The organism is Aurantibacter sp., assembly GCF_039941195.1.
Lineage (GTDB): Bacteria > Bacteroidota > Bacteroidia > Flavobacteriales > Flavobacteriaceae > Aurantibacter_A.
Map to the genome: position 1 here is coordinate 62,987 of NZ_JBDVFA010000063.1, position 21,565 is coordinate 84,551.

Annotated in this window: 22 protein-coding genes; 10 read left to right on the top strand and 12 right to left on the bottom strand. The window is 33.3% G+C overall.

The window, feature by feature from the left end; genetic code table 11:
* Window positions 1–14: 14 nt before the first annotated feature.
* From ABJF52_RS11100 to ABJF52_RS11125, 6 genes are all read right to left on the bottom strand, one after another.
* Window positions 15–902 carry a DUF4835 family protein gene (locus ABJF52_RS11100; protein ID WP_348150016.1) on the bottom strand — a complete coding sequence of 296 codons (888 nt, stop codon included), beginning with the start codon at window positions 900–902 and terminating at the stop codon, window positions 15–17.
* A complete protein-coding gene (gene coaBC, locus ABJF52_RS11105; protein ID WP_348150018.1) occupies window positions 895–2,100 on the bottom strand; it encodes a bifunctional phosphopantothenoylcysteine decarboxylase/phosphopantothenate--cysteine ligase CoaBC in 1,206 nt (401 codons plus the stop codon). Before coaBC ends, ABJF52_RS11100 begins: the two co-directional genes overlap by 8 nt.
* Window positions 2,101–2,124: 24 nt before the next feature.
* Complete coding sequence (locus ABJF52_RS11110; RefSeq protein ID WP_348150020.1) at window positions 2,125–2,457, bottom strand: DNA-directed RNA polymerase subunit omega; 333 nt, start codon at window positions 2,455–2,457, stop codon at window positions 2,125–2,127.
* Between the two features lie 12 nt (window positions 2,458–2,469).
* Complete coding sequence (gene bamD, locus ABJF52_RS11115; RefSeq protein WP_348150021.1) at window positions 2,470–3,300, bottom strand: outer membrane protein assembly factor BamD; 831 nt, start codon at window positions 3,298–3,300, stop codon at window positions 2,470–2,472.
* A gap of 133 nt (window positions 3,301–3,433) precedes the next feature.
* Window positions 3,434–4,324 (bottom strand): 4-hydroxy-tetrahydrodipicolinate synthase, encoded by an 891-nt coding sequence (gene dapA / locus ABJF52_RS11120; protein ID WP_348150023.1) that lies wholly within the window; start codon window positions 4,322–4,324, stop codon window positions 3,434–3,436.
* Window positions 4,324–4,854, bottom strand: a complete 531-nt coding sequence (locus ABJF52_RS11125; RefSeq protein WP_348150025.1) for a hypothetical protein — start codon at window positions 4,852–4,854, stop codon at window positions 4,324–4,326. The genes dapA and ABJF52_RS11125 overlap by 1 nt, the downstream gene beginning before the upstream one ends.
* 45 nt (window positions 4,855–4,899) lie before the next feature.
* Here ABJF52_RS11125 and ABJF52_RS11130 point away from each other — a divergent pair, with 45 nt between their 5' ends.
* Window positions 4,900–5,691 carry a 5'-nucleotidase gene (locus tag ABJF52_RS11130; RefSeq protein ID WP_348150026.1) on the top strand — a complete coding sequence of 264 codons (792 nt, stop codon included), beginning with the start codon at window positions 4,900–4,902 and terminating at the stop codon, window positions 5,689–5,691.
* Window positions 5,692–5,696: 5 nt separating this feature from the next.
* Window positions 5,697–6,608, top strand: coding sequence for a metallophosphatase (locus tag ABJF52_RS11135; RefSeq protein WP_348150028.1), 912 nt, complete (start codon window positions 5,697–5,699; stop codon window positions 6,606–6,608).
* On the opposite strand, the gene ABJF52_RS11140 is transcribed toward ABJF52_RS11135, so the two are convergent.
* Window positions 6,605–6,907, bottom strand: a complete 303-nt coding sequence (locus ABJF52_RS11140; RefSeq protein WP_348150030.1) for a hypothetical protein — start codon at window positions 6,905–6,907, stop codon at window positions 6,605–6,607. The genes ABJF52_RS11135 and ABJF52_RS11140 overlap by 4 nt on opposite strands.
* A 128-nt stretch (window positions 6,908–7,035) precedes the next feature.
* On the opposite strand from ABJF52_RS11140, the gene ABJF52_RS11145 reads away from it, so the two are divergent.
* The 3 genes from ABJF52_RS11145 to ABJF52_RS11155 all read left to right on the top strand — a co-directional run bounded on the left by ABJF52_RS11145 (window position 7,036) and on the right by ABJF52_RS11155 (window position 13,170).
* The gene (locus ABJF52_RS11145) at window positions 7,036–11,208 is read left to right on the top strand and encodes a T9SS type A sorting domain-containing protein (protein ID WP_348150032.1); all 4,173 of its coding nucleotides are present in this window, start codon (window positions 7,036–7,038) and stop codon (window positions 11,206–11,208) included.
* A gap of 5 nt (window positions 11,209–11,213) precedes the next feature.
* Window positions 11,214–11,918, top strand: coding sequence for a hypothetical protein (locus ABJF52_RS11150; protein WP_348150034.1), 705 nt, complete (start codon window positions 11,214–11,216; stop codon window positions 11,916–11,918).
* A gap of 118 nt (window positions 11,919–12,036) precedes the next feature.
* Window positions 12,037–13,170 carry a glycerate kinase gene (locus ABJF52_RS11155; protein ID WP_348150036.1) on the top strand — a complete coding sequence of 378 codons (1,134 nt, stop codon included), beginning with the start codon at window positions 12,037–12,039 and terminating at the stop codon, window positions 13,168–13,170.
* Window positions 13,171–13,206: 36 nt separating this feature from the next.
* On the opposite strand, the gene ABJF52_RS11160 is transcribed toward ABJF52_RS11155, so the two are convergent.
* From ABJF52_RS11160 to prmC, 4 genes are all read right to left on the bottom strand, one after another.
* On the bottom strand, window positions 13,207–13,704 hold the full coding sequence (locus tag ABJF52_RS11160; RefSeq protein ID WP_348150038.1) for a shikimate kinase: 498 nt from the start codon (window positions 13,702–13,704) through the stop codon (window positions 13,207–13,209).
* A gap of 109 nt (window positions 13,705–13,813) precedes the next feature.
* Entirely contained in the window at window positions 13,814–14,326 is a 513-nt protein-coding gene (locus ABJF52_RS11165) for a M23 family metallopeptidase (RefSeq protein WP_348150040.1), read from the bottom strand.
* A gap of 147 nt (window positions 14,327–14,473) precedes the next feature.
* Complete coding sequence (ligA, locus tag ABJF52_RS11170) at window positions 14,474–16,468, bottom strand: NAD-dependent DNA ligase LigA (protein WP_348150042.1); 1,995 nt, start codon at window positions 16,466–16,468, stop codon at window positions 14,474–14,476.
* 73 nt (window positions 16,469–16,541) lie between these two features.
* A complete protein-coding gene (gene prmC / locus ABJF52_RS11175) occupies window positions 16,542–17,408 on the bottom strand; it encodes a peptide chain release factor N(5)-glutamine methyltransferase (RefSeq protein WP_348150044.1) in 867 nt (288 codons plus the stop codon).
* Window positions 17,409–17,530: 122 nt separating this feature from the next.
* On the opposite strand from prmC, the gene ribD reads away from it, so the two are divergent.
* From ribD to ABJF52_RS11195, 4 genes are read left to right on the top strand one after another with little or no spacing between them, the layout of a single operon-like run.
* The gene (gene ribD / locus ABJF52_RS11180) at window positions 17,531–18,553 is read left to right on the top strand and encodes a bifunctional diaminohydroxyphosphoribosylaminopyrimidine deaminase/5-amino-6-(5-phosphoribosylamino)uracil reductase RibD (RefSeq protein ID WP_348150046.1); all 1,023 of its coding nucleotides are present in this window, start codon (window positions 17,531–17,533) and stop codon (window positions 18,551–18,553) included.
* Entirely contained in the window at window positions 18,546–19,151 is a 606-nt protein-coding gene (locus ABJF52_RS11185) for an HAD family phosphatase (RefSeq protein ID WP_348150047.1), read from the top strand. Before ribD ends, ABJF52_RS11185 begins: the two co-directional genes overlap by 8 nt.
* 1 nt (window position 19,152) lies before the next feature.
* A complete protein-coding gene (locus ABJF52_RS11190) occupies window positions 19,153–20,016 on the top strand; it encodes a GRP family sugar transporter (RefSeq protein WP_348150049.1) in 864 nt (287 codons plus the stop codon).
* Window positions 20,017–20,631, top strand: coding sequence for a YigZ family protein (locus ABJF52_RS11195; protein WP_348150051.1), 615 nt, complete (start codon window positions 20,017–20,019; stop codon window positions 20,629–20,631). It abuts the gene before it with no gap.
* On the opposite strand, the gene ABJF52_RS11200 is transcribed toward ABJF52_RS11195, so the two are convergent.
* Window positions 20,617–21,030 carry a thioesterase family protein gene (locus ABJF52_RS11200; protein WP_348150053.1) on the bottom strand — a complete coding sequence of 138 codons (414 nt, stop codon included), beginning with the start codon at window positions 21,028–21,030 and terminating at the stop codon, window positions 20,617–20,619. The genes ABJF52_RS11195 and ABJF52_RS11200 overlap by 15 nt on opposite strands.
* A gap of 205 nt (window positions 21,031–21,235) precedes the next feature.
* Between ABJF52_RS11200 and ABJF52_RS11205 the strand changes: the two genes are divergently transcribed.
* A partial coding sequence (locus tag ABJF52_RS11205) for a DnaA N-terminal domain-containing protein (RefSeq protein WP_348150055.1) occupies window positions 21,236–21,565 on the top strand: 330 nt, incomplete at its 3' end.

The window sequence follows — 21,565 nt, forward strand, 5'->3', positions numbered from 1 at the left end:
ATGTTCTTGTGATATCAGTATTTAATATCATTCCAAGTACTAGAATAAAGTGGTGCAATACTATTTAAGGTCTTCTTTAAGCTCACAACATCATACTTGGGTCCATCAGAAAATATATTCTGAATTTCCTCAGACTTCGCATCAAAAAAAGTAGTGATTAAAAAGGCATTAGGTCTTCTCTTGGTTATGGTTTCAAACAAACGCATAACCCCTGCTATCTGTTCTTTTCCAGTCGAATTATTATCGCCAAACACATCTAAACCTTTTCTATGATACTGATACATTGCAATGCGATATTCGCGATATGTATTTGATAATAAATTGTCTATCAATTCAAAACGACCACGATTACTAGACTGACTCCAACCAGCTGAATTATTTCCTTGCGCTTGCGTAACAATTTTCTGTGCCGTTCTAAAATCATCATTTCCGCCTTCTAAAGAAAAAGTGTCAGCATCTAATCCAAGAATTATATAAGCGTAATATGCAATTACACTCGTAAGGTTTCCTTCAAATGAATTTTCATTGAAAATTAAAGGCTGAAACTCTATATATTCAAAATTGAACTGATTGTCTTTATAATTGAATACGGGACTTTCGTAAGAAGTATTGTATACTGGGCGTGATGATTGAATTTGAATATTTCCCTTAAATTGATTTGAATCGTAATCGGTAATGGTAATAAACATTTGACCATTTACACGTTCATTTTCTTTGTACACTCTATTCGTCCACTTTGTCTTATTGACAAAATCATTCAGTGCTCGCTCTAAGGTTTTAAAAATTTGCTGATTAGTTTGTGATACCTGATCAGAATTGATGGTTACCGTACAATTAAGCTCTTGTGCATGAGCAACAAGTACAAAACACAAAAAAAGAAATGTGAAAATTAATTTACGCATGAATTCGATTTACGATTTCGCCCCAAATATCGACTGCTACTTCAGCCTTCGTCTTTAGTTCAAACGCTTTAATCGTTAAATTCTTATCTATAAAGGTAATTTTGTTTGTAGGCTTACCAAAGCCTGCTCCAGCATCGTTTAATGAATTGAGTACAATAGCATCAAGATTTTTCTTTTTAAGCTTCTTTTTAGCATTTTCCACCTCATTTTCCGTTTCCAATGCAAAACCTACCAAAAACTGGTGTTCTTTAATTTCACCAAGAGAAAAAAGAATATCCCTATTCTTAACAAATTCAATACTTAAATCTTCGTCTGATTTCTTTATTTTTTGATTGGCCACCGTTTTAGGACGATAATCAGCTACAGCTGCAGCCGCAATAGCCACACTAACTTCATTGAAATATTTATGTGCAGCAACATACATTTCTTCTGCAGATACCACCTTTATTAATTTAATACGATTGTTATGGATAGTTAAATTTGATGGACCAGAAATTAAAAAAACAGACGCACCTAATTCTGCTGCCTTTATTGCTAATTCATATCCCATTTTACCGGAAGAATGATTTCCAACAAATCTTACCGGATCAATAGCTTCGTACGTAGGGCCAGCAGTAATCAATACTTTCTTACCACTTAAAGGCAATCCAGATGCAAGATGATTTTCTATAAACGCAACAATATCTTCTGGTTCAGCCATTCTACCTTCACCATGTAGGCCACTAGCTAATTCCCCAGCTGTAGCGGAAATCATTATATTTCCAAAAGATTCTAATCGTTCAAACGAATATTTTGTTGATGGGTGTTTATACATGTCCAAATCCATGGCTGGCGCAAAATATACGGGACATTTTGCTGACAAATAAGATGCTAGCAATAAATTATCGCAATTTCCATTCGCCATTTTGGAGAGCGTATTAGCGGTTGCAGGAGCCATTAGCATTAAATCAGCCCAAAGTCCTAATTCCACATGATTGTTCCAATCAACACTATTTTCATCCGTTTGAGTGAAATTAGTTAAAACTGGGTTTTTAGATAATGTTGCTAAGGTAAGTGGCGAAACAAAAGAGCTGGCACTCTCAGTTAAAACAATTTTAACCTGGGCACCAGCTTTTATCAGTAAACGAACGAGAAAGGTTGTTTTATAAGCAGCAATACCTCCGGTAATTCCTAAAAGGACATTTTTTCCGCTTAACATGAGCCTTATTTTAAAACTCGTTTATTAATTATCTTTCTCTGTATTTCTATAGTATATTTTATCCATTAACCATTCTTCTACTGCAAGAGCATGTGGTTTTGGTAATTTTTCGTAAAATTTAGAAACTTCGATTTGTTCTTTATTTTCAAAAACCTCTTCTAAGCTATCACTATAAGTGGCAAATTCTTCAAGCTTTTCTAATAATTCTTTCTTGATTTCAGAATTAATCTGAATAGCTCTTTTAGCAGTTATTGAAATTGCTTCGTAAATGTTGTCGGTTTTCTCATCAAACTCATTTTTGTTGATGGTGGTTGTACTAACCGCTGCATTCGAATTCTTTAAATCGTTCATATTCATGATTAAATAAATTTATTTCGCACTTATATCTGCGGGTTTCTGAATACTAGCTAACTCTTTGTCTAGTTTTTCAATTAAACTATTTGCTTTATCGGCAAACTCAGTTTCAGGAAAATTCTTTAACAATGTGGCATAAGCCGTTTTTGTTGTTTCAACTCGTTGTCTTTTTACAAAATCGTAACTATTCATTGCTAGATTAGCATTGGCTTCAACTCTGTAATAAAGTGCTTCTTCTCTATAAATTGATCCCGGATGGTCCGAAATAAAATTATCAAAAGCAGCAACGGCTGTTTTCAATAAATCGTATTGAAACTTTCCTAGTTTATTATATTGCTTAGCAATTTCAAATGCTTTACGTTCTTTTTTAGTTGTTAATTCCATCGCCATTTTATTGGCTTCTTCAAAATATTCAGACTCACCAAAAGTATTAATAAAGTTCTGTAGCTTTACTAAGGCCTTATCGGTATCTGTTTGATCTAGTGAATAATTTGGTGAAAGTTCGTAATAACTTTTAGCTCCCATAAAAGCAGCTTCTGGCACCTTATCACTTTTAGGATATTGTTTTAAAAAACGCTCAAATTGATACCCCGACATATTGTAATCTTTTCTTTGAAAGTAGGTATCTGCTAAAAAGTACATTACACGCTCACCTTGCGGTTTACCAGCATATTTAGGAGCAATTTGTTCGAACAAACGGTTGGCTCGTTTAAAATCTTTTTCTTCATAATATTTTTGTGCCAGGTCATACTTTGGCTTAACATCTTCGTTTTTGAGTACCTTTTGGTATTCACTACAAGAAGCTAAAGTGATGATAGCAAACATAAAAAGAAGTAAGTGCCTCATTTTTAAAAACATTTTGCAAAATTAGTAATTATAGTTGGGTTTAAAAAACATTTTCGAAAACCGAATTTAGACCCATTTCTTCAATGAAATGGGTATTTTAATAAACTTTAACTTTCGAAATTGAGATATGTCTTTATGCAGTAATCTTTGCAAAGGGCTTAATAAATGTAGAAAGTTGAGATTTTAAACTAGGTGTAGCTTCTATTAAAGGTAGACGCACCACTGCATTGGACAGTCCTAATTGCTCAAAAATACCTTTAATACCTGCGGGGTTTCCTTCATTAAAAATTAAATTCATTCCGTCCTGAAGTTCATAATGTAATTCATAAGCTTTGGCTGCATTTCCTTCTAAAGCAAAATTTATCATATTCGAAAATGCTACGGGAACACCTTGACCCAATACCGATATTACCCCAGAACCTCCTGCCAAAACAGTTGGTAGCGCTGTAATATCATCACCTGAAATCACCATAAAATCAGCTGGTTTCCGTTTAATAATTTCTTGTACTTGCACCATATCACCCGAAGCCTCTTTAATTCCAATAATATTATCAAAATCATGGGCTAACCTCAAGCTAGTCTCAGGCAACATATTACTACCTGTTCTACCTGGCACATTATACAAGATAATAGGCTTGTTGGTTACTTCTGAAATCGCTTTAAAATGTTGATATATTCCTTCCTGTGTTGGTTTATTATAATAAGGAGAAACAGAAAGAATAGCAGCAAAATCATCAGATTCAAAAGACTTTATTTCATCTACAATTCTATATGTACTATTTCCACCAATACCTAACACAAGTGGTAAACGACCTGCATTTGCCTCTACAACAATATCCATAACCTGCATCTTCTCTGCCTTGTTAAGCGTTACAGACTCTCCTGTTGTTCCTAAAACAACTAAATAATCTACACCACCATCAATACAAAAATTAACTATGCGTGTTAATGCTTGTGTGTCAATAGACAAATCTTGATTAAAAGGGGTAACCAAGGCTACTCCAGTTCCTACCAATTCTTTCATTATATTTCGTTTAGTACACCCAGGTACTTTTTTAGTTCTGACTTAAAAATTTTGAATTCCTTTAACGGAGAATCCAAAATAATGTCGTTATATATTTGATCAACTTCTTTAAAACCAACACGCACTCTTGCTTTAGTTTTTACGCTCATTAATTGAATCATAAGGCTTTCTCTATTGTAATAATTAACCAATAAATCATACTCCCTACTCAAAAATTCATGCACATAGCTATTCTCAATATCGCCATTCCAGCCTAAGTCTTTATCAGAAAAGACCGGGGTTGAATATGGAGAATTCTTATCATAAAAATTCTTGTATCCTATTATTTTAACAGCATTTGGCCGCAATTTATAATCCTCAACAAACTCATAAAACAAATTAGCATCATCAAAATTATCCAAATCAACTATACATGCCAAAGAAGTTATCCCTTGTGTACGTTGTACTGCTGGCATCGGTTTACTCAATTCCTCTTTTAGAAATTTTTCTGCCGATCTATGCTTAAATTTATCTTTTATTCCCTTAAACATGTATTTTTACATTTTGAACAATCACACAAATGTAAAGAATTCTACATGCAATTCTCATACGAAGATAAACAGTCCACTTTTTTTAAAATAAAACAAATTGTTGTATTTGTAACAATTTGTTTAGCTACATCTTGCTCGCCCAATAAAACTTCTTTAAATACTGTTGCCGGCAAAGAAATAACTATCGATAGTTCATTTACCATTGATGTTGAAATTGAAAGCTTCATAAAACCCTATTACAATAGAATAAATTCGGTTTTAGATAGCACTTTATCTTATACCCCTAAAATGCTTAGCAAAGGTGATGGCCGATACAATAGTTCGTTAGGAAATTTAATGGCCGAAATTTTACTAGAACAGTCGAATCCGATTTTTACTTCACGAACTGGCAAAACCGTAGATTTCGCATTGTTTAACCATGGTGGAATACGTTCTATAATATCAAAAGGAAATATTTCAGCGCGAACAGCTTATGAAGTAATGCCTTTTGAAAACGCCATTATTATTGTTGAATTAAGTGGCAAATCTATTCAAAAATTAGTGCAATACGTAATTGACTACGATAGTCCACATCCCGTTGCAGGTATTCAAATAACAATTAATAAAAATAATACGCCAAAAGAAATTAAAATTCAAGGCACACCTTTAGACCCGAATAGAAATTATTTTGTGGCAACCAGCAGTTATTTAGTAACCGGAGGTGACAATATGGTATTTTTTAAAGATGGCTTGTCATTTACTGACATTGATTATTCTATTCGAAATTCAATGATTGATTATTTTAAGAAAATAGATACCATCAAAACTACAGTAGATAATAGAGTTATTAAGTTATAACAGTTATGGAAAGAAGAAAATTTATAAAAAAAACTACAGCCGCGAGCACACTTATTGGTTTAGGCGGACTTTCTTTAAACGCTTGTAACACTGACTTAGAAAAACACATTACTATATTACATACTAATGATGTTCACAGTCATATTGATGCTTTTCCAAAAAGTCATAGCAAATTTCCAAACCTAGGTGGCTTAGCACGCAGAGCCTCATTAGTTGAACAAATACGACAAGAAAATTCTAACACCTTACTTTTTGATGCCGGAGATATTTTTCAAGGCACCCCCTACTTCAACTTTTATGGAGGGGAACTCGAATTCAAATTGATGAGTAAATTAAAATATGACGCTGCTACAATTGGTAATCATGACTTTGATAATGGTTTAGAAGGTCTCCTTGCGCAAATGCCACACGCAACTTTTAAAATGTTATCCGCCAATTATGATTTCTCAAATACTATTATGGACGGACATACGAAGCCATATCATATTTATGAAGTTGATGGGTTAAAAATTGGCGTATATGGGGTAGGTATTCATTTGGATGGCTTAGTAACTCAAAAGCTATACCAAGAAACTAAATATTTAGATCCTTATGAAATTGCTCAAGATATAGAGCGTAAACTAAAACTAGAAGACCATTGCGATTTAGTTATTTGTCTATCGCATATAGGTTATGATTATAAAAATGAAAATCGACCTTCGGATATAGGTTTAGCAGCTAAAACTGATTATACAGACTTAATAATTGGTGGACATACGCATACTTTTTTAGACAAACCAACCATTGTAAAAAATAGAAAAGGCAACGATATTTTAGTAAACCAAGCAGGTTGTTATGGCATTAATTTAGGTAGAATAGACTTCTATTTTGACGATGCTAAAAATAAAGTAGCCAATGGAGTAAGTATTGCCGTTTAATTTTTTAGTACGTATTCTACAATTTCTTTGAGTTCTTCCGCTAAGCTTAGTTTTGGAAAAGGTTTTCCTGCTTTACGATACCAATAACCAGCATTAAATTCATCACCTTCTTTACGGTGAAGATAAGCGTGTATCCAACTTCCCATAGTATTATACATGTCTTGTGCTATGTTATGTGAAGATTCCCAATCATCTTTCGCATCAAACCATAAAGCTTTTAAACTATCTGGCCAGTTTTTAGGTGGAGTTTCGCTATTTAATGAAAGTTGAAACTCAGAATATTCTCTGGGTATACTCATTAGTAAGAGATTTTATTATTGGCGGTTACAAAGATAGATACTCTTGACAAAAATATATTGTTCAATTTGCCGTTAAAAAAACACCAAAACCACAATACTTTCAGTTGTACACCCCTACCAACCAAAAAATGAAAAAATTATTAATCTCACTTCTTTTTATTCTTTCAAGCACGCACTTTTTTGGACAATGTCCTACTTCAGGTCTTATAATAAATAATCAACAAGACATTGATTCCTTTGCAATAAACTACCCAAATTGCACCGAATTATCCCAAAACCTTTTAATTCAAGGAGCAGGAATAAACAATTTAAATGGCTTATCACAGATAACTTCGATTACGGGTAATCTTATAATAGGAGGTTTTAATTTAGGCACTTCGATTACCAATTTATCTGGACTTGATAATCTTGAAATCATAACAGGAAAGCTAGACATTAATCGAAACTCAAATTTGGAGACATTAGCTGGACTTTCTAAATTAACTGAAGTCGGTAGTACCCAAGTCGGAAGTGGAATTTCAATAAGTTTAAACCCTTCTTTACTAAATTTAAATGGCCTAAACGGGTTAAATAGGGTAAACAATAGTTTTAACATACAGAATAATGTTTCATTGACAACTATTGATGCTCTTGCAAATCTAAACACCTTAATACTTGGAAATTTTCTAACCTTAACCATACAAGGCAATAATTCATTAACCAGCTTAACGGGTCTTGAAGGTATTAGTATGATTAGTGGAGGTTTAGTTATTAGTGGAGATAACTTGACCAATTTGAACGGATTAAACAATTTAGCTACAATAACCACTAGGTTAGCAATTGCAAATTGCTCATCATTAATAAACTTTGAAGGCTTAAATGCATTGGAAAGTATAGGTGGAGATTTACAAATAGAAACCAATTCTTCCCTTCTTAATTTACAAGGTTTCGATTCATTAAACAGTATTTCAGGTAATGTTAGAATCGCACATAATGGTGAAATGCAAAATTTTAATGGTGGTCAAAATTTAGTTTTAATTGATGGAGATTTTACAATATTTAATAACGAAAAATTAGCTGATTTCTCAGGGCTCGGAAATTTATCGACAATCAACGGAAATGTTGAAATTAAATCTAATGAAGTACTACAGAACCTATCAGGACTTTCTTCATTAAACACAATTAATCAAGAATTACAAATTCGCGATAATCCTGCAATAGCAAGCTTAGTTGGTTTGGAATCCTTAGAGTTTATCGGACTAGACCTTCAAATAAACATCAACCCTAACCTTCAAAATTTAAACGGACTTAATAATTTACAGACCGTAACACGTCATTTAGAAGTTTCGCAAAATAATAGTATAACAAATATTGCGGCATTAAATAATCTGGAAACAATTGGAGGTGATTTAAGTGTAAGCCAAAATCCTTTGTTGTTAAATCTAATCGGCTTAGAGAAAATCACTGAAATCGGCCGAAATATGTATATTGGTTACAATACTTCATTGTCAAATTTAACTGGTTTAAATAATTTAGAATCTATTATTTCAAGTTCAAATATTAATAATAATACAGCCTTAAAATCCTTAGATGGCCTTTCTTCACTCAAAACTGTTAACGCCTTTGAATTTGAAGTTTCAAATAACACGGAACTTACAAATATCAATGCTCTCGAAAATTTAGCTCAGATAAATGGTGATTTAATTTTACAAAATAATGATTCGATAGTAGACTTTTCGGGTCTAGAATCTCTTAATTATATCGCTGGTGATTTGATAATAAAAGAAAATGAAAAATTACAAAGTTTATCGGGAATTCAAAATATAGACAACCAATCTATAGTAAGTGTAGCAATTGAAAATAATCCTACCCTATCAACTTGTGAGGCATTAAGCATATGCAATTATTTAAGCAATTCAGGTCCAAGAAGTATTGTTAACAATAAACTAGGGTGTAATACCGAGGTGGAAATATTAAATCGATGCGATGGCGCTCTAAATCTTATAACTGGACAAATATTATATGACGAAATTGGCGACGGTTGCGACCCAACTGATTATCCTGTTCAAAATCGTCTTGTACAAGCTACTAATGGCTCAAAAGTATTTTCTAATGTTACTGATAGCACAGGCACATTTAATATTTTTGTTTCGGAAGGAAGTTACGCCATTTCTAGTTTTTTAGATGAAGATATTTTTACAACTTCACCGCCAGACTATTATTCCACCTTTGAGAATTTAGTAGCAAAAGACACCATTAATTTTTGTGTATCAAAATTAATCGAAGCTAAAGATGTTCAAATTACAATTCTACCGCTCACTGAAGCAAGACCCGGTTTTACAACAAGTTACAGTATAAACTTTGACAACAAGGGCACTGAAACAATTTCAGGCGATGTTGCAATTCAATACGATAATAGTAAATTAACTTTTCTAGAAGCCAGCGAAACCATTTTATCACAAACACAAAACACTGTTGCTTTTAATTATAATGATTTAAAACCTTTTGAATCTAGAACTATAAATGTAGCCTTTACTCTACTCGCACCACCAACTGCAAATATTGATGAGATTATTAAATTTACTGGAAGAATTAATCCAGTTAACAACGATTATTTACCAGAGGATAATATTTTTCAATTAGAGCAAACCTTAGTTGGTTCGTATGATCCAAACGACATTTTAGTGGTCGAAGGAGATTCAATTTCAATAGAAGATAAAGACAAGTATCTCAACTATATTATAAGGTTTCAAAATACTGGTACTGCCTCAGCAATTAATGTGAGCGTTACACATGAATTAGATTCTAATTTAGATTGGTCTTCTTTTACTTTTTTATCCTCTAGCCATACCAATACAACAACTGTTGAGAATGGTAATGATATAACCTTCTTGTTCGAAGACATCAATTTACCGGATAGCAATTCTAACGAGGTCGAAAGTCATGGTTATATAGCCTTTAAAATAAAACCTAAATCTGCTATTCAAATTGGTAACATTATTTCTGGAAATGCTGAAATCTATTTTGATTTTAATCCTGCAATTGTAACAAATACAGTAACCACTGAAATTGTTCAAGATTCAGACCTTCCCATACAGGTGTCTGTATCAAATTATGCTAATATAAATTGCAACGGCGAGAGCAACGGAGTGCTCGAAGTGAATGCCAGTGGAGGTATTCAGCCTTATACTTATGAATTGTTTGACGCAAACAACACTCTTATAAATAGCAGCCCAAATTACGTATTCACTGAACTTCCACCAGGTCAGTACTCGGTCATGGTCAATGATGCTAATCTAACTCAAGAACAAAGTTCCTTAATTACAATTTCGGAACCTGAAATCTTAACTGCATCTTCTGCAATAAATGGGTTGACTTGTTTTAATAGCAATGATGGTCAAGCCACTTTAATGGCTACCGGCGGCACTGCTCCATATGAGTTTTCTATAGACTCAGGAAATACTTTTCAAACAAGCGCTAGTTTTGAGAATTTAGATGCCGGATCTTATTCTGGCATTGTGCGGGACGCCAATGGCTGTCAAGCCGAATTAGTTTTTGAAATAAATCAAGGATCAGAAATAAATAATTGTAGTGCTTTTTCATTGCCTTTAGATAATTTTAAAATACAAGTAACCAGCGAAACCTGTGCTTCGAGCAATAATGGTTCAATACTAATAACAGCTGCAGAAAATCACAATTATTCAGTCACACTAAAAACCGAGAACAGTACAATTGATAAGACATTTAGCACGTTTACAAGTTTTCAAAATCTAGAAGCTGACAACTACGAAATATGCATAAAAGTTATAAGTGAAACTGAATATGAAAAATGCTTTACGGTAAAAGTTACCGAACCTGAAAAGCTTATAGTTCAATCTGATATAGATCCTTCCGGTAAATTGGTAACATTAAAAATGCAAGGTGCAAACAAATACAATATCGACATAAACGACACTAAATACTCAACCACGGATAATAGCATAACAATCCCTCTTTCATCAGAAAATAATTCAATTTCCGTAACAACCGACATTGAGTGTCAAGGGCAACATACCGAAACAATTCTTTCAACTTATGACAAAGTTTCAGTATATCCGAATCCTGTTGAAAATGGCGAAGTAAGCATTCATTTACCTAATAGTAGCGATAAAGAAGTACTACTCACCTTATTTTCTATTAACGGAAAACGGGTATTGGAAAAAATTGAGAAAACCGAAAATGGTGTTATTAAATTGAATATGGACGGAATACCTTCTGGAATTCATACCCTTATCATATCTACAGTATCATCGAACGACAGAGTCAAAATCATTATAAAGTAATGGACATGCGAACTTTTAAAAAATATAATTTAAGTATAGTACTCCTGCTAATTATTTGGTCTTGTAATAAATCAGATAATTCCAAACCAGAAGAATTAGTAAACAATCCAATCGCTGCAATTTTAACTTTTCCAGAGGACAATACCGAATGTAATGAAGGGGTGATTATTAACGATACTGAAAGTCGTGTAAACTTTCAATGGAACGATACTGAATTCACTGACAACTATACGGTTGTCCTCAAAAATTTAGATACCGATATAATTTTTGAAACAGAAAGCACATCCAATTCAGTCGAAATAATTATTGAAAGAAGTACCTCATACCAATGGTATGTAATATCAAAATCAGAAAGTAGTGATGTAACCGCCAAAAGTGATTTATGGCAATTCTATAATGCTGGCAATGGATCAGTTTACTATGTTCCCTTTCCAGCGGATGTTTTGGCCCCCGAAAATGGTAGTACTATTTCTGCATTAGGAAACAAAATATTTTTAGAATGGAATACCGATGATCTTGACAATGACCTCAAGCAATACGAAGTTTTTTTAGGGACCGAAAATACTGCAACCGAAAGCTTAGGTTTTGTAAACGAAAATAAATTTGAGGTGAACGTAGTATCGGGAACAGAATATTTCTGGATGATAAAATCAATAGATGAAGCAGGAAATATATCCAATTCAGAGGTGTTCAACTTTTTGGTTAATTAGTGAAAGTTTGATAACATCAACTTTGATGATGTTTTATATTTTATAAGGAAGTTCTTCTTTGTCTTCCTTTGCGTTAAAAGTCATTTTCAGTATCTTCCTTCCAACTTTATTTAGTTAAATGAAATTTATAATTGCACCAGATAAATTTAAGGGATCATTAAGCGGCTTCGAATTTTGTGAAGCTGTAGAAGCGGGAATTCTTAAAGTTTTTCCCAATGCAAGTATAACCAAAATGCCCTTGGCAGATGGAGGCGATGGGACAATTGATGTAGTTGGTTTTTACCTTCAAGGAGATAAGATCACAACCACTGTAAACGACCCATTTTTTAAATCCATTAAGGCTACGTATCTCTATTCGGATACGCGTAAAATTGCTTTCATTGAAATGGCTGAAGCTTCAGGACTTAAGTTATTAAAACATTCAGAATTCGATTGTGTACAGGCTACTACCTATGGTACCGGAGAATTAATAGTTGATGCCTTAAACCGCGGGGCCAAAGAAATAATTTTGGGTATTGGTGGAAGTGCAACAAACGATGGAGGAATGGGCATGGCAAATGCTTTAGGGTTTCATTTTTTAGATGCCGACGAAAAAGAAATAAAACCTATAGGAACTAATCTCAATAGGGTCGTACAAATTGATGACACACAAAAACATCCGTTATTAAAGAATGTAAAAATAAAGGTAGCTTGTGATGTTTCTAATCCTTTTTATGGTAAGAATGGAGCAGCATATGTTTATGCCAAGCAAAAAGGCGCGTGTGAAAAAGAAATAACACAACTTGATCATGGTCTTAAAAATTTTGCTAAAGTAATAGCGAACAAGTATTCCATAAATCTTCAGAATATTTCAGGATCTGGAGCAGCCGGTGGCATAGGTGGTGGAGCCGTTGCTTTTTTAAAAGGAGAACTTACCTCTGGTATTAATCTTATAAAAGAGCTTGCTGATTTTGACACTAAAATTTCAGATGCTGACTGGATTATAACTGGAGAAGGCATGATAGATATTCAAACACTAGCTGGTAAAACTATTTCAGGTGTTATAGCATCTGCAGCCAAAAATAACATTCCAGTTGCCGCACTATGTGGTTCTGTAAATCTAACTCTGGAAGAGCAGAAAAAATTAAATTTAACTTATGTCACTTCTATAGTTCAAGGTATTTCGAATCTTCAAGAAGCAATGGATTCTAGCCATGAGAATATTATAAAGGCAAGCTATAATTTCGCAAACTTATTGGATAAACAGAAGTAGTATTAGTAGTAGTTAAATTCAAAAATCGATTCTGCATTATTCGTATTTACGAACCATATATTTTAAAATGGTGTTTAGAATATCTTCCTCAGAAGTTGCCATATCTACGGTTAATGCTCGTTTAGGTGTTTCTAAAGTCTCAAAATCAGCTTTTATTAAGGAAGCTGGTCGGTCGTGATCTTCAATATTTTCAATGCGTTCAGCAACAAACTCATAAGAGCCTTTCATAAAAATCCAATCCAATTGATGATTGATATTATTATCCAACAGTAAACGATCTTCTTTTTTCAAAACCGAACAAGAAACAACACAGCCTTTTAATTTAGATTGCTTACCAATTAAATCTATAATTGAATTCAGCCATTTATTTCTATTCATGTCCTGTCCAAGTTTACCTGCTGGCAAATTCTCGGCAAAAAGTTTATCGGCATCAAAGAAAGGAGTTTCCAAAACCCTAGCAATCTTTTCTCCAATAGCACTCTTACCTGTACCGCAAACACCCACTAAAATAACAACGTAATTATGACTCTTCATATTAAAATAAATTGGTTTACCAGATTGGTTTACCAAATATATGAAATTTAATTAATTTAAAACTATAATTTTTACAAAACATAATATCAATAGGAACTAAAAGTAATGGTTACTTATTCGGACGCAACGAAATATCTGGGTTTAAATAGAACATTTTTTTCCAACCTTGTACTGCATTGCTATCATACAATTTTGGATAAGGAAAGGGCGTGGTAATTGCATAATGTAAATGTGGTGGTTTTCCAATAGCATTGCCAGTGGTACCTACTGTTCCGAGTGTAGCTCCTTTTTTAATCGGCTGTAATGGAAAAGTTTTTATTTCATTTAAATGTGCATAATAATGAAAGCGCCACTTAGGGCCTAACATCATAACCGACTTCCCTCCTTTTCCACCTTCATAAGTATAAATAACAATTCCGTTTGTTGCTGCGATAACTTCGGTGCCTTTCTTTGCAAAAACATCTATGCCTTTATGCGTAATTGAGGTCCCCCAAGGATAAGCCCAGAAGGATTTTTCATCCCAACTTTTTACCGTGGCATCTTTTACTGGAATAATCATGTTTTGAGGGAGTAGAAATCCAACTAACAAAATTAACAGTGGCACCCAAAACCATTTTCTCATGGATTTATTCCTCAGAATAAAAGCAAATACTGTTAATAGCGCAAACCAGAATCTATTGGTTGTGTTGGTTATCATTATTAATTCGTGGTAAAAATATTTTCAATATTCAAAATTGGAAAACAAGCTACTCCCTCTTCGAATGTGAAATCACAACATAGTCAAAAAATCATCTTCCGTAATAATTGCAATACCTAAATCCTCAGCTTTTGTTCTTTTACTTGGCCCCATTTTATCACCAGCAACCACATATGAAGTTTTAGAAGAAATTGAAGATGAAACTTTACCACCGTTATCTTCAATTAATTTTTTTAGTTCATTACGACTCACTTTTTCAAAAACACCAGAAACCACGAAAGACTTCCCTTTTAGTGTATCAGTCTGATTTTGTAACTGCTCTTCAGAAAGTGAAAATTGTAATCCGTAGGACTTTAATCGATTCACAATTTCAACACTCTCTGGGTTACTAAAAAAAGCAACCACACTTTGTGCAATTCGTTCTCCAATTTCATCAACCGCTGTTAAATCTAAAATATTGGCTACCATTAAGGCATCAATATTCTTATAAGCCTTTGCCAATTTTTTACCTACTGTTTCACCAACATATCGGATTCCCAAACCAAATAAAACACGTTCAAATGGAATTTGTTTGGAAGCTGCTACACCTGCAATTAAATTCACCGCCGACTTTTCTGCCATTCGTTCTAATGGCAATAGTTGTTCTTTACTTAAGGTATATAAATCTGCATAATTTGTGATGAGTCCCTCTTTAAATAACAATTCTACAGTTTCACTTCCTAGACCATCTATATCCATTGCCTTTCTAGAAATGAAATGTTGAATTCGACCTGTAATTTGTGGAGGACAGCCCATATCATTCGGGCAAAAATGTTGTGCCTCACCTTCTTTGCGTTCCAATTCAGTATTACATTCAGGGCAGGTTGTTCTATAAATTGTTGGTTGCGAATCTTCACTGCGTTTTGCAAAATCAACCCCAACAATTTTTGGTATTATCTCCCCACCTTTCTCGACAAAAACGGTATCGCCTTCTCTTATATCTAATTTAGCTATCTGGTCTGCATTGTGTAACGAAGCTCTTTTTACAGTTGTACCTGCCAATAAAACTGGCTCCAAATTGGCAACAGGAGTAATAGCTCCAGTCCGCCCAACTTGATAAGTAATTTCATTAAGAATAGTTGAAACTTGTTCTGCTTTAAACTTGTATGCCATTGCCCACCTAGGAGCTTTAGCAGTATACCCTAACTCCTCTTGTTGTTGAATATTATTAACTTTAATTACGACCCCGTCCGTTTCATAGGGTAAGTTATGTCGCTCAACATCCCAATGCTCAATAAAGGCTAAGACTTCATCCGTAGATTTACATAATTTAGCTATTGCAGGTACTTTAAAACCCCAATCACGAGCTTTCTCTAGCATCTGCCATTGCGATTCAATTCCAGTATTTTCACCAACTATACTGTATAGTAAACAATCAAGTGGTCGTTGTGCAACCTGAGCACTATCCTGTAATTTTAAACTACCGGAAGCTGTATTACGCGGGTTCATATATGGGTCTTCACCATTTTCTATGCGCTCCTGATTCATTTTTGCAAAACCTTCAAATGGCAAAACAATTTCCCCACGAATATCAAACTTGGCAGGGTAATTACCTTTTAATTGCAAGGGTACGGATCGTATTGTTTTTATATTGGTGGTAACATCATCACCTTGAAAGCCATCGCCTCTGGTTACCGCTCGTACTAGTTTTCCATTTTCATAGGTCAAATTAATACTAGCTCCATCGTACTTTAATTCACAAGTAAATTCAACTTCAAGGTTCCCTAAAATTTTTTGAACTCGCTTTTCCCATTCTTCTAAATCCTCTTTAGAATAAGAGTTATCCAAAGAATACATACGCTGTTCATGTGCAACAGTATTAAAATTTTTAGTTACTTCGCCACCTACTCGTAATGTGGGTGATGAAGCATCATAAAATTCCGGATGCTTATCTTCAAGATTTTTTAACTCCTTCAATTGCATATCAAAATCATAATCTGAAATCGTTGGATTGTCGAGCACATAATAATTGTAATTGTGTTCTCGTAATTGATTTCGAAGTAATGCTATTTGATCTTGTATATTCATGTAATTTGATATTCCCACCCGTAGTGATGAGAATCTGTTTTAAGTTATAGTTATTTTGGCAAAAATATCATGCTTACTTCACTGCCATTAACATACGGTCATTCCCAAAAATATCTTTTCGCAGTTCAATATCTTGAAAATTATTCGCTTCTAAAAGTTGTTGTGTCTCTTTCGCTAAATATTGGTTTATTTCAAAAAACAATACCCCTCCTACTTTTAATTTTTTTGAAGCAAATTCTGTGATGCTATTATAAAAAATTAAAGGATTTTCATCAGTAACAAACAACGCTAAACTGGGTTCAAATTCCAAAACATTGTTTGTCATTTCTGTCTTCTCTAATTCTCTAACATAGGGCGGGTTAGAAACAATAATATCGAAATGTTCTTCAAGATTTACATTCTGTAAAATGTCTGCATTTATGAATGTTATTTCAACTTCATTTTGCAAGGCATTCTTTTTAGCTACTGACAATGCTTCCAGCGAAACATCTAAAGCATATAAATTGGCATTCGATAGATTTTTAGCCAAGGCAATTGCAATACATCCACTACCAGTACCAATGTCAAGTATTTTTAGTTTGTCATTTTTACTATTTGTTTCCGACTTTTCTTTAATAATTTTTATTATCCATCGCACCAATTCTTCGGTTTCGGGCCTAGGTATTAATACGTTTTCATTAACAATAAAATCCAAATCCATAAAAATAGTATTACCTATAATGTATTGAATTGGTTGATTAGATTTTAATTTTGCCAACCCCTCAAAAAGTGGTTTTTCATCTTCTTTACGTATATTTAAATCAGGCTGAAATGCTAAAACAAAACGTTCTAAATTGAGATAATGCTCAATGAGTATATAAAAAAAACTAGCCACTTCATCCTTACCGTAAATGGTATCTAGCTCCAAATGAAATATATTTTTTATCTCTCTAAGCAACATACGTTGTATAATTTTATCTTCGCAATTCCTAGAATCTATGTTTAAATCAATCTTGTTAATTCAAATAAAAATGACAAGCATTAATATTCTATTTTTGCGAAGTGAATATACATACAAAATACATGTTGCGCTGCATAGAATTGGGTAAAAAGGGTTTGGGTAGAACCTACCCCAATCCTATGGTAGGAAGTGTAATTGTTCATGACGACAAAATAATAGGAGAAGGTTTTACTAGTCCGTACGGTGGTAACCATGCCGAAGTAAATGCAATAAGTTCAGTTCGAAATAAATTATTATTAAAAGATGCTACCATCTATGTTAGTCTTGAACCATGTTCACATTATGGAAAAACTCCCCCTTGTGCTGATTTAATAATAAAAAGCAAAATTAAAAATGTAGTTATAGGTTGCTTAGATCCCCACGAAAAAGTCGCTGGTAAAGGAATTAAAAGATTACGGGATGCAGGTTGCAATGTTGAAGTTGGTATTTTGGAACAGGAGTGTCGGAAACATCATAAACGATTTTTAACTTTTCACGAAAAAAAGCGGCCCTATATAATCTTAAAATGGGCTGAAACGGCCGACGGATTTATTGCGCCGGCCAATGAATTACGCGCGAATACTCCAGAACCATTTTGGATTACAAATAAAAAATCACGCCAATTAGTTCATCAATGGCGATCAGAGGAACATGCTATATTAGTTGGAACAAATACTGTTTTATCCGACAACCCTAAATTAAATGTAAGAGACTGGACAGGCAATTCTCCTATTCGAATTGTAATAGATAGAAAATTAAAAATACCAAAAGACTATTTTGTTTTTGATGAAAGTGTAAGAACTATAATTATTAATTCTGAACTAAATAAATCAGAAGAAAATTTAGAGTACATAAAAAGCAATTTTAAAAACTTAGCACAGGAAATAAGCAAAGTACTTCATCAAAAAAATATTTCAAGTATTATTATTGAAGGAGGTTCATATACTCTTCTGCATTTTATTAAAAGTAATTTATGGGATGAGGCTCGCGTTTTTACAGGAACTAGTAAATTTAAAAATGGTTTAAAAGCTCCTGAAATCTCTGGCAGCTATAAAACCGAACAAAAAGTATTAAACGATACCTTAACTACTTATTACAATGATTAAGAACATCATCTTTGACTTTGGCGATATTTTTATAAATCTAGACAAACAAATTATTTTTCGTGAAGCTGAAAAGTTTGGCGGCACAATGGAATTAATGCCAAAACTGCACCAAATAAATAATGAATTTGAAGTTGGTGCCATATCGCCTCAAGGATTTGTTGATGCACTTCAAGAAGTTTACCCTAAAGCCAGTACAGAAGAAATTGAGAAAATTTGGAACGGTATGCTTCTAGATTTTCCTGACTACCGACTCGAATTTATCTGCAACTTAGCTAATGAAAATAATTATCGCCTTTTTCTATTGAGCAATACCAATGCGATGCATATTCCATTTTTAGCCCAAAGATGGGGTAAAGAAAAATACAATCAGTTTAAAAATTGCTTCGAGAAATTTTACCTCTCACATGAAATGCAACTACGCAAACCCAATGCTGAAATTTTCGAGTATGTTTTAAATGAGAATGGATTAAAAGCTGAAGAAACTTTCTTTATTGATGACACCAAAGAAAATACAGACGCGGCAGAAAAATTAGGAATTTCTTGTTGGAATTTACAGGTAGGCAAAGAAGATATAATCGATTTAAAATCGAAATTATAATATGCAAGATTTAGCGTTAAGCGTTTTTTTTGCTAGTTTAATATTTGTGATATTTAAATTGTACAACACCTATAGGGTTGAAACTTTTTATGCCATCATCGCTAATTATTTTGTTGCCAGTCTTTGTGGCTTTTCTTTTTACAACGGGGACATAAAACTTCTCGAAATTCCTGAAAAAAAATGGTTTTTCGGAACTCTAATTATTGGAATATTATTTATTGTTATATTTAATTTAATGGCGGCCACAGCCCAGCGTATCGGTGTTTCTGTAGCATCAGTTGCCACAAAAATGTCTTTAGTTATTCCTGTTATTTTTGGAATTTTCGCATATAACGAGCTACTTAGTCCAATTAAAATTATTGGAATTATTCTAGCTTTAGTTTCTGTTTATTTTACATCCTATAAAGAGAAATCTGTAAAAATTGATAAATCAACATTGTACTTACCCTTTCTAATATTTATAGGAGCGGGTGTGATAGACACGGGAATAAAATATGTACAAGAGGTTCATCTTAATGAGACTGAATTTTCTTTATTCTCGGCAACCGCTTTCGGTTTTGCTGCTATTTCAGGGCTGCTATATATAATTATAATATCATTCAAGAAACCGCTACAAGTAAATTATAAAAATATTATTGGTGGTATTGTTTTAGGAATACCCAATTATTATTCAATTTATTTTTTAATGCGTGCTTTACAAAATGACGAATTTACGAGTGCAGCAATTTTTACAATTAATAATGTAGCCATCGTTATGGTTTGTACCTTACTAGGGATAATACTATTCAAAGAAAAAATAAGCATAAAAAATTGGGGCGGTATTGTTTTAGCAATTATCAGTATTTTGCTAGTAGCTTTGTTTTAAATGGAAAGTGAAACATATTCATACAAGACATTATTAAAATCTTCAATTGAAGTATTATATAAGGACAAGAAGAGTAAGTTTTACGGCTATGCTTTTCCTATACAAATAGAAGATGATGTAAAACCTATAATTGCGGAATTAAAAAATAAGCATCAATCAGCCAACCATATTTGTTATGCTTGGCAACTAGGAATTAAAGATATAAGGTATAGAGCGAATGATGATGGAGAACCAAACAATTCTGCAGGTCTACCAATTTACGGTCAAATTCAATCATTTGAAGTTACAAATGTTCTCGTTGCAGTGGCACGAATTTTTGGCGGAACCAAACTTGGTGTTGGAGGCTTAATAAGTGCTTATCGAGAAACTGCTAAACTTGCTTTGCAGAAATCGAATATTATTGAAAAAAAAATACAAAGTCATTACAAAATTGAATTCGAATATTCTGACATAAATCCTGTAATGGGATTAATAAAAAAATTGCAAATGGATATTATTTCACAAAAAATGGAAATACGATGTGAAATAAAAGTTTCCTTTGAAAAGCGAAATGAAAAAACTGTATTGGAACATTTCGCTCCATATCACAAAATAAAATTTTCAGAATTGAATTAGATTATTAATTTTTTCAAGCACATAATTTGGGCATGCAGTAGGTCTATTTGTCTTCATGTCAATAAAAGCCAGTACTGTGTTTGCAGTGACTAATAATTCTTTCTTTTCATTATAGATTTTATAGTCGAATTCTATCTTAACAAATGGCACTTTTTTGAGGCTAGTTTGCACTGTTAAAAGATCATCATATAAGGCTGGTTTTTTAAAATCTATATGCATAGAAACAACCGGAAGCATTACACCATTTTCTTCCATTGTTCTATAAGAGACCCCTAAATCCCGTAACCAAGCAACTCTCCCCATCTCAAGGTACTGTGCGTAATTTCCGTAGTAAACATACTTCATCTGGTCCGTTTCCGCGTATCTAACGTGAAAAGAAATTTCTTTAAAATTTGCCATTATAGGTGTAAATACTTTATATTTAAGAAGTAACGATATGAAGTGCTTTAACTTGCGAAAAAAAAATCGAATAATCAACCCCCTTTTGATTTTTTTTTTAGATAATTTGTTCACATATTTGTCAACCCTAAATGAGCCTAGAACTTACCAATTTTAGACCAGCAAAACTTAATCACTAACCAGAGAAAAGAGAGAACAATATCACATGAATGTAACTGCAATTTCGGTATGGAACAATTGTTTGGTGTTTATCCAAGATAACATTCAGCCGCAAGCATTCAAGACATGGTTCGAACCTATTAAGCCGGTCAAGCTTTCAGAAAATGCTTTAAGTATTCAAGTACCTAGTAAATTTTTTTACGAGTGGCTTGAAGAGCATTATGTAAAGCTTTTAAAAGTAGCCTTAACAAAAGAGTTGGGCGAAACCGCAAAATTAGTTTACATCATTAAGATGGAAAACACCTATGGGAATCGAGAACCATTTACTGAAAAAATTCCAAGTTCAAATAGGGCGACAATGAGTCCCCAAGAAATG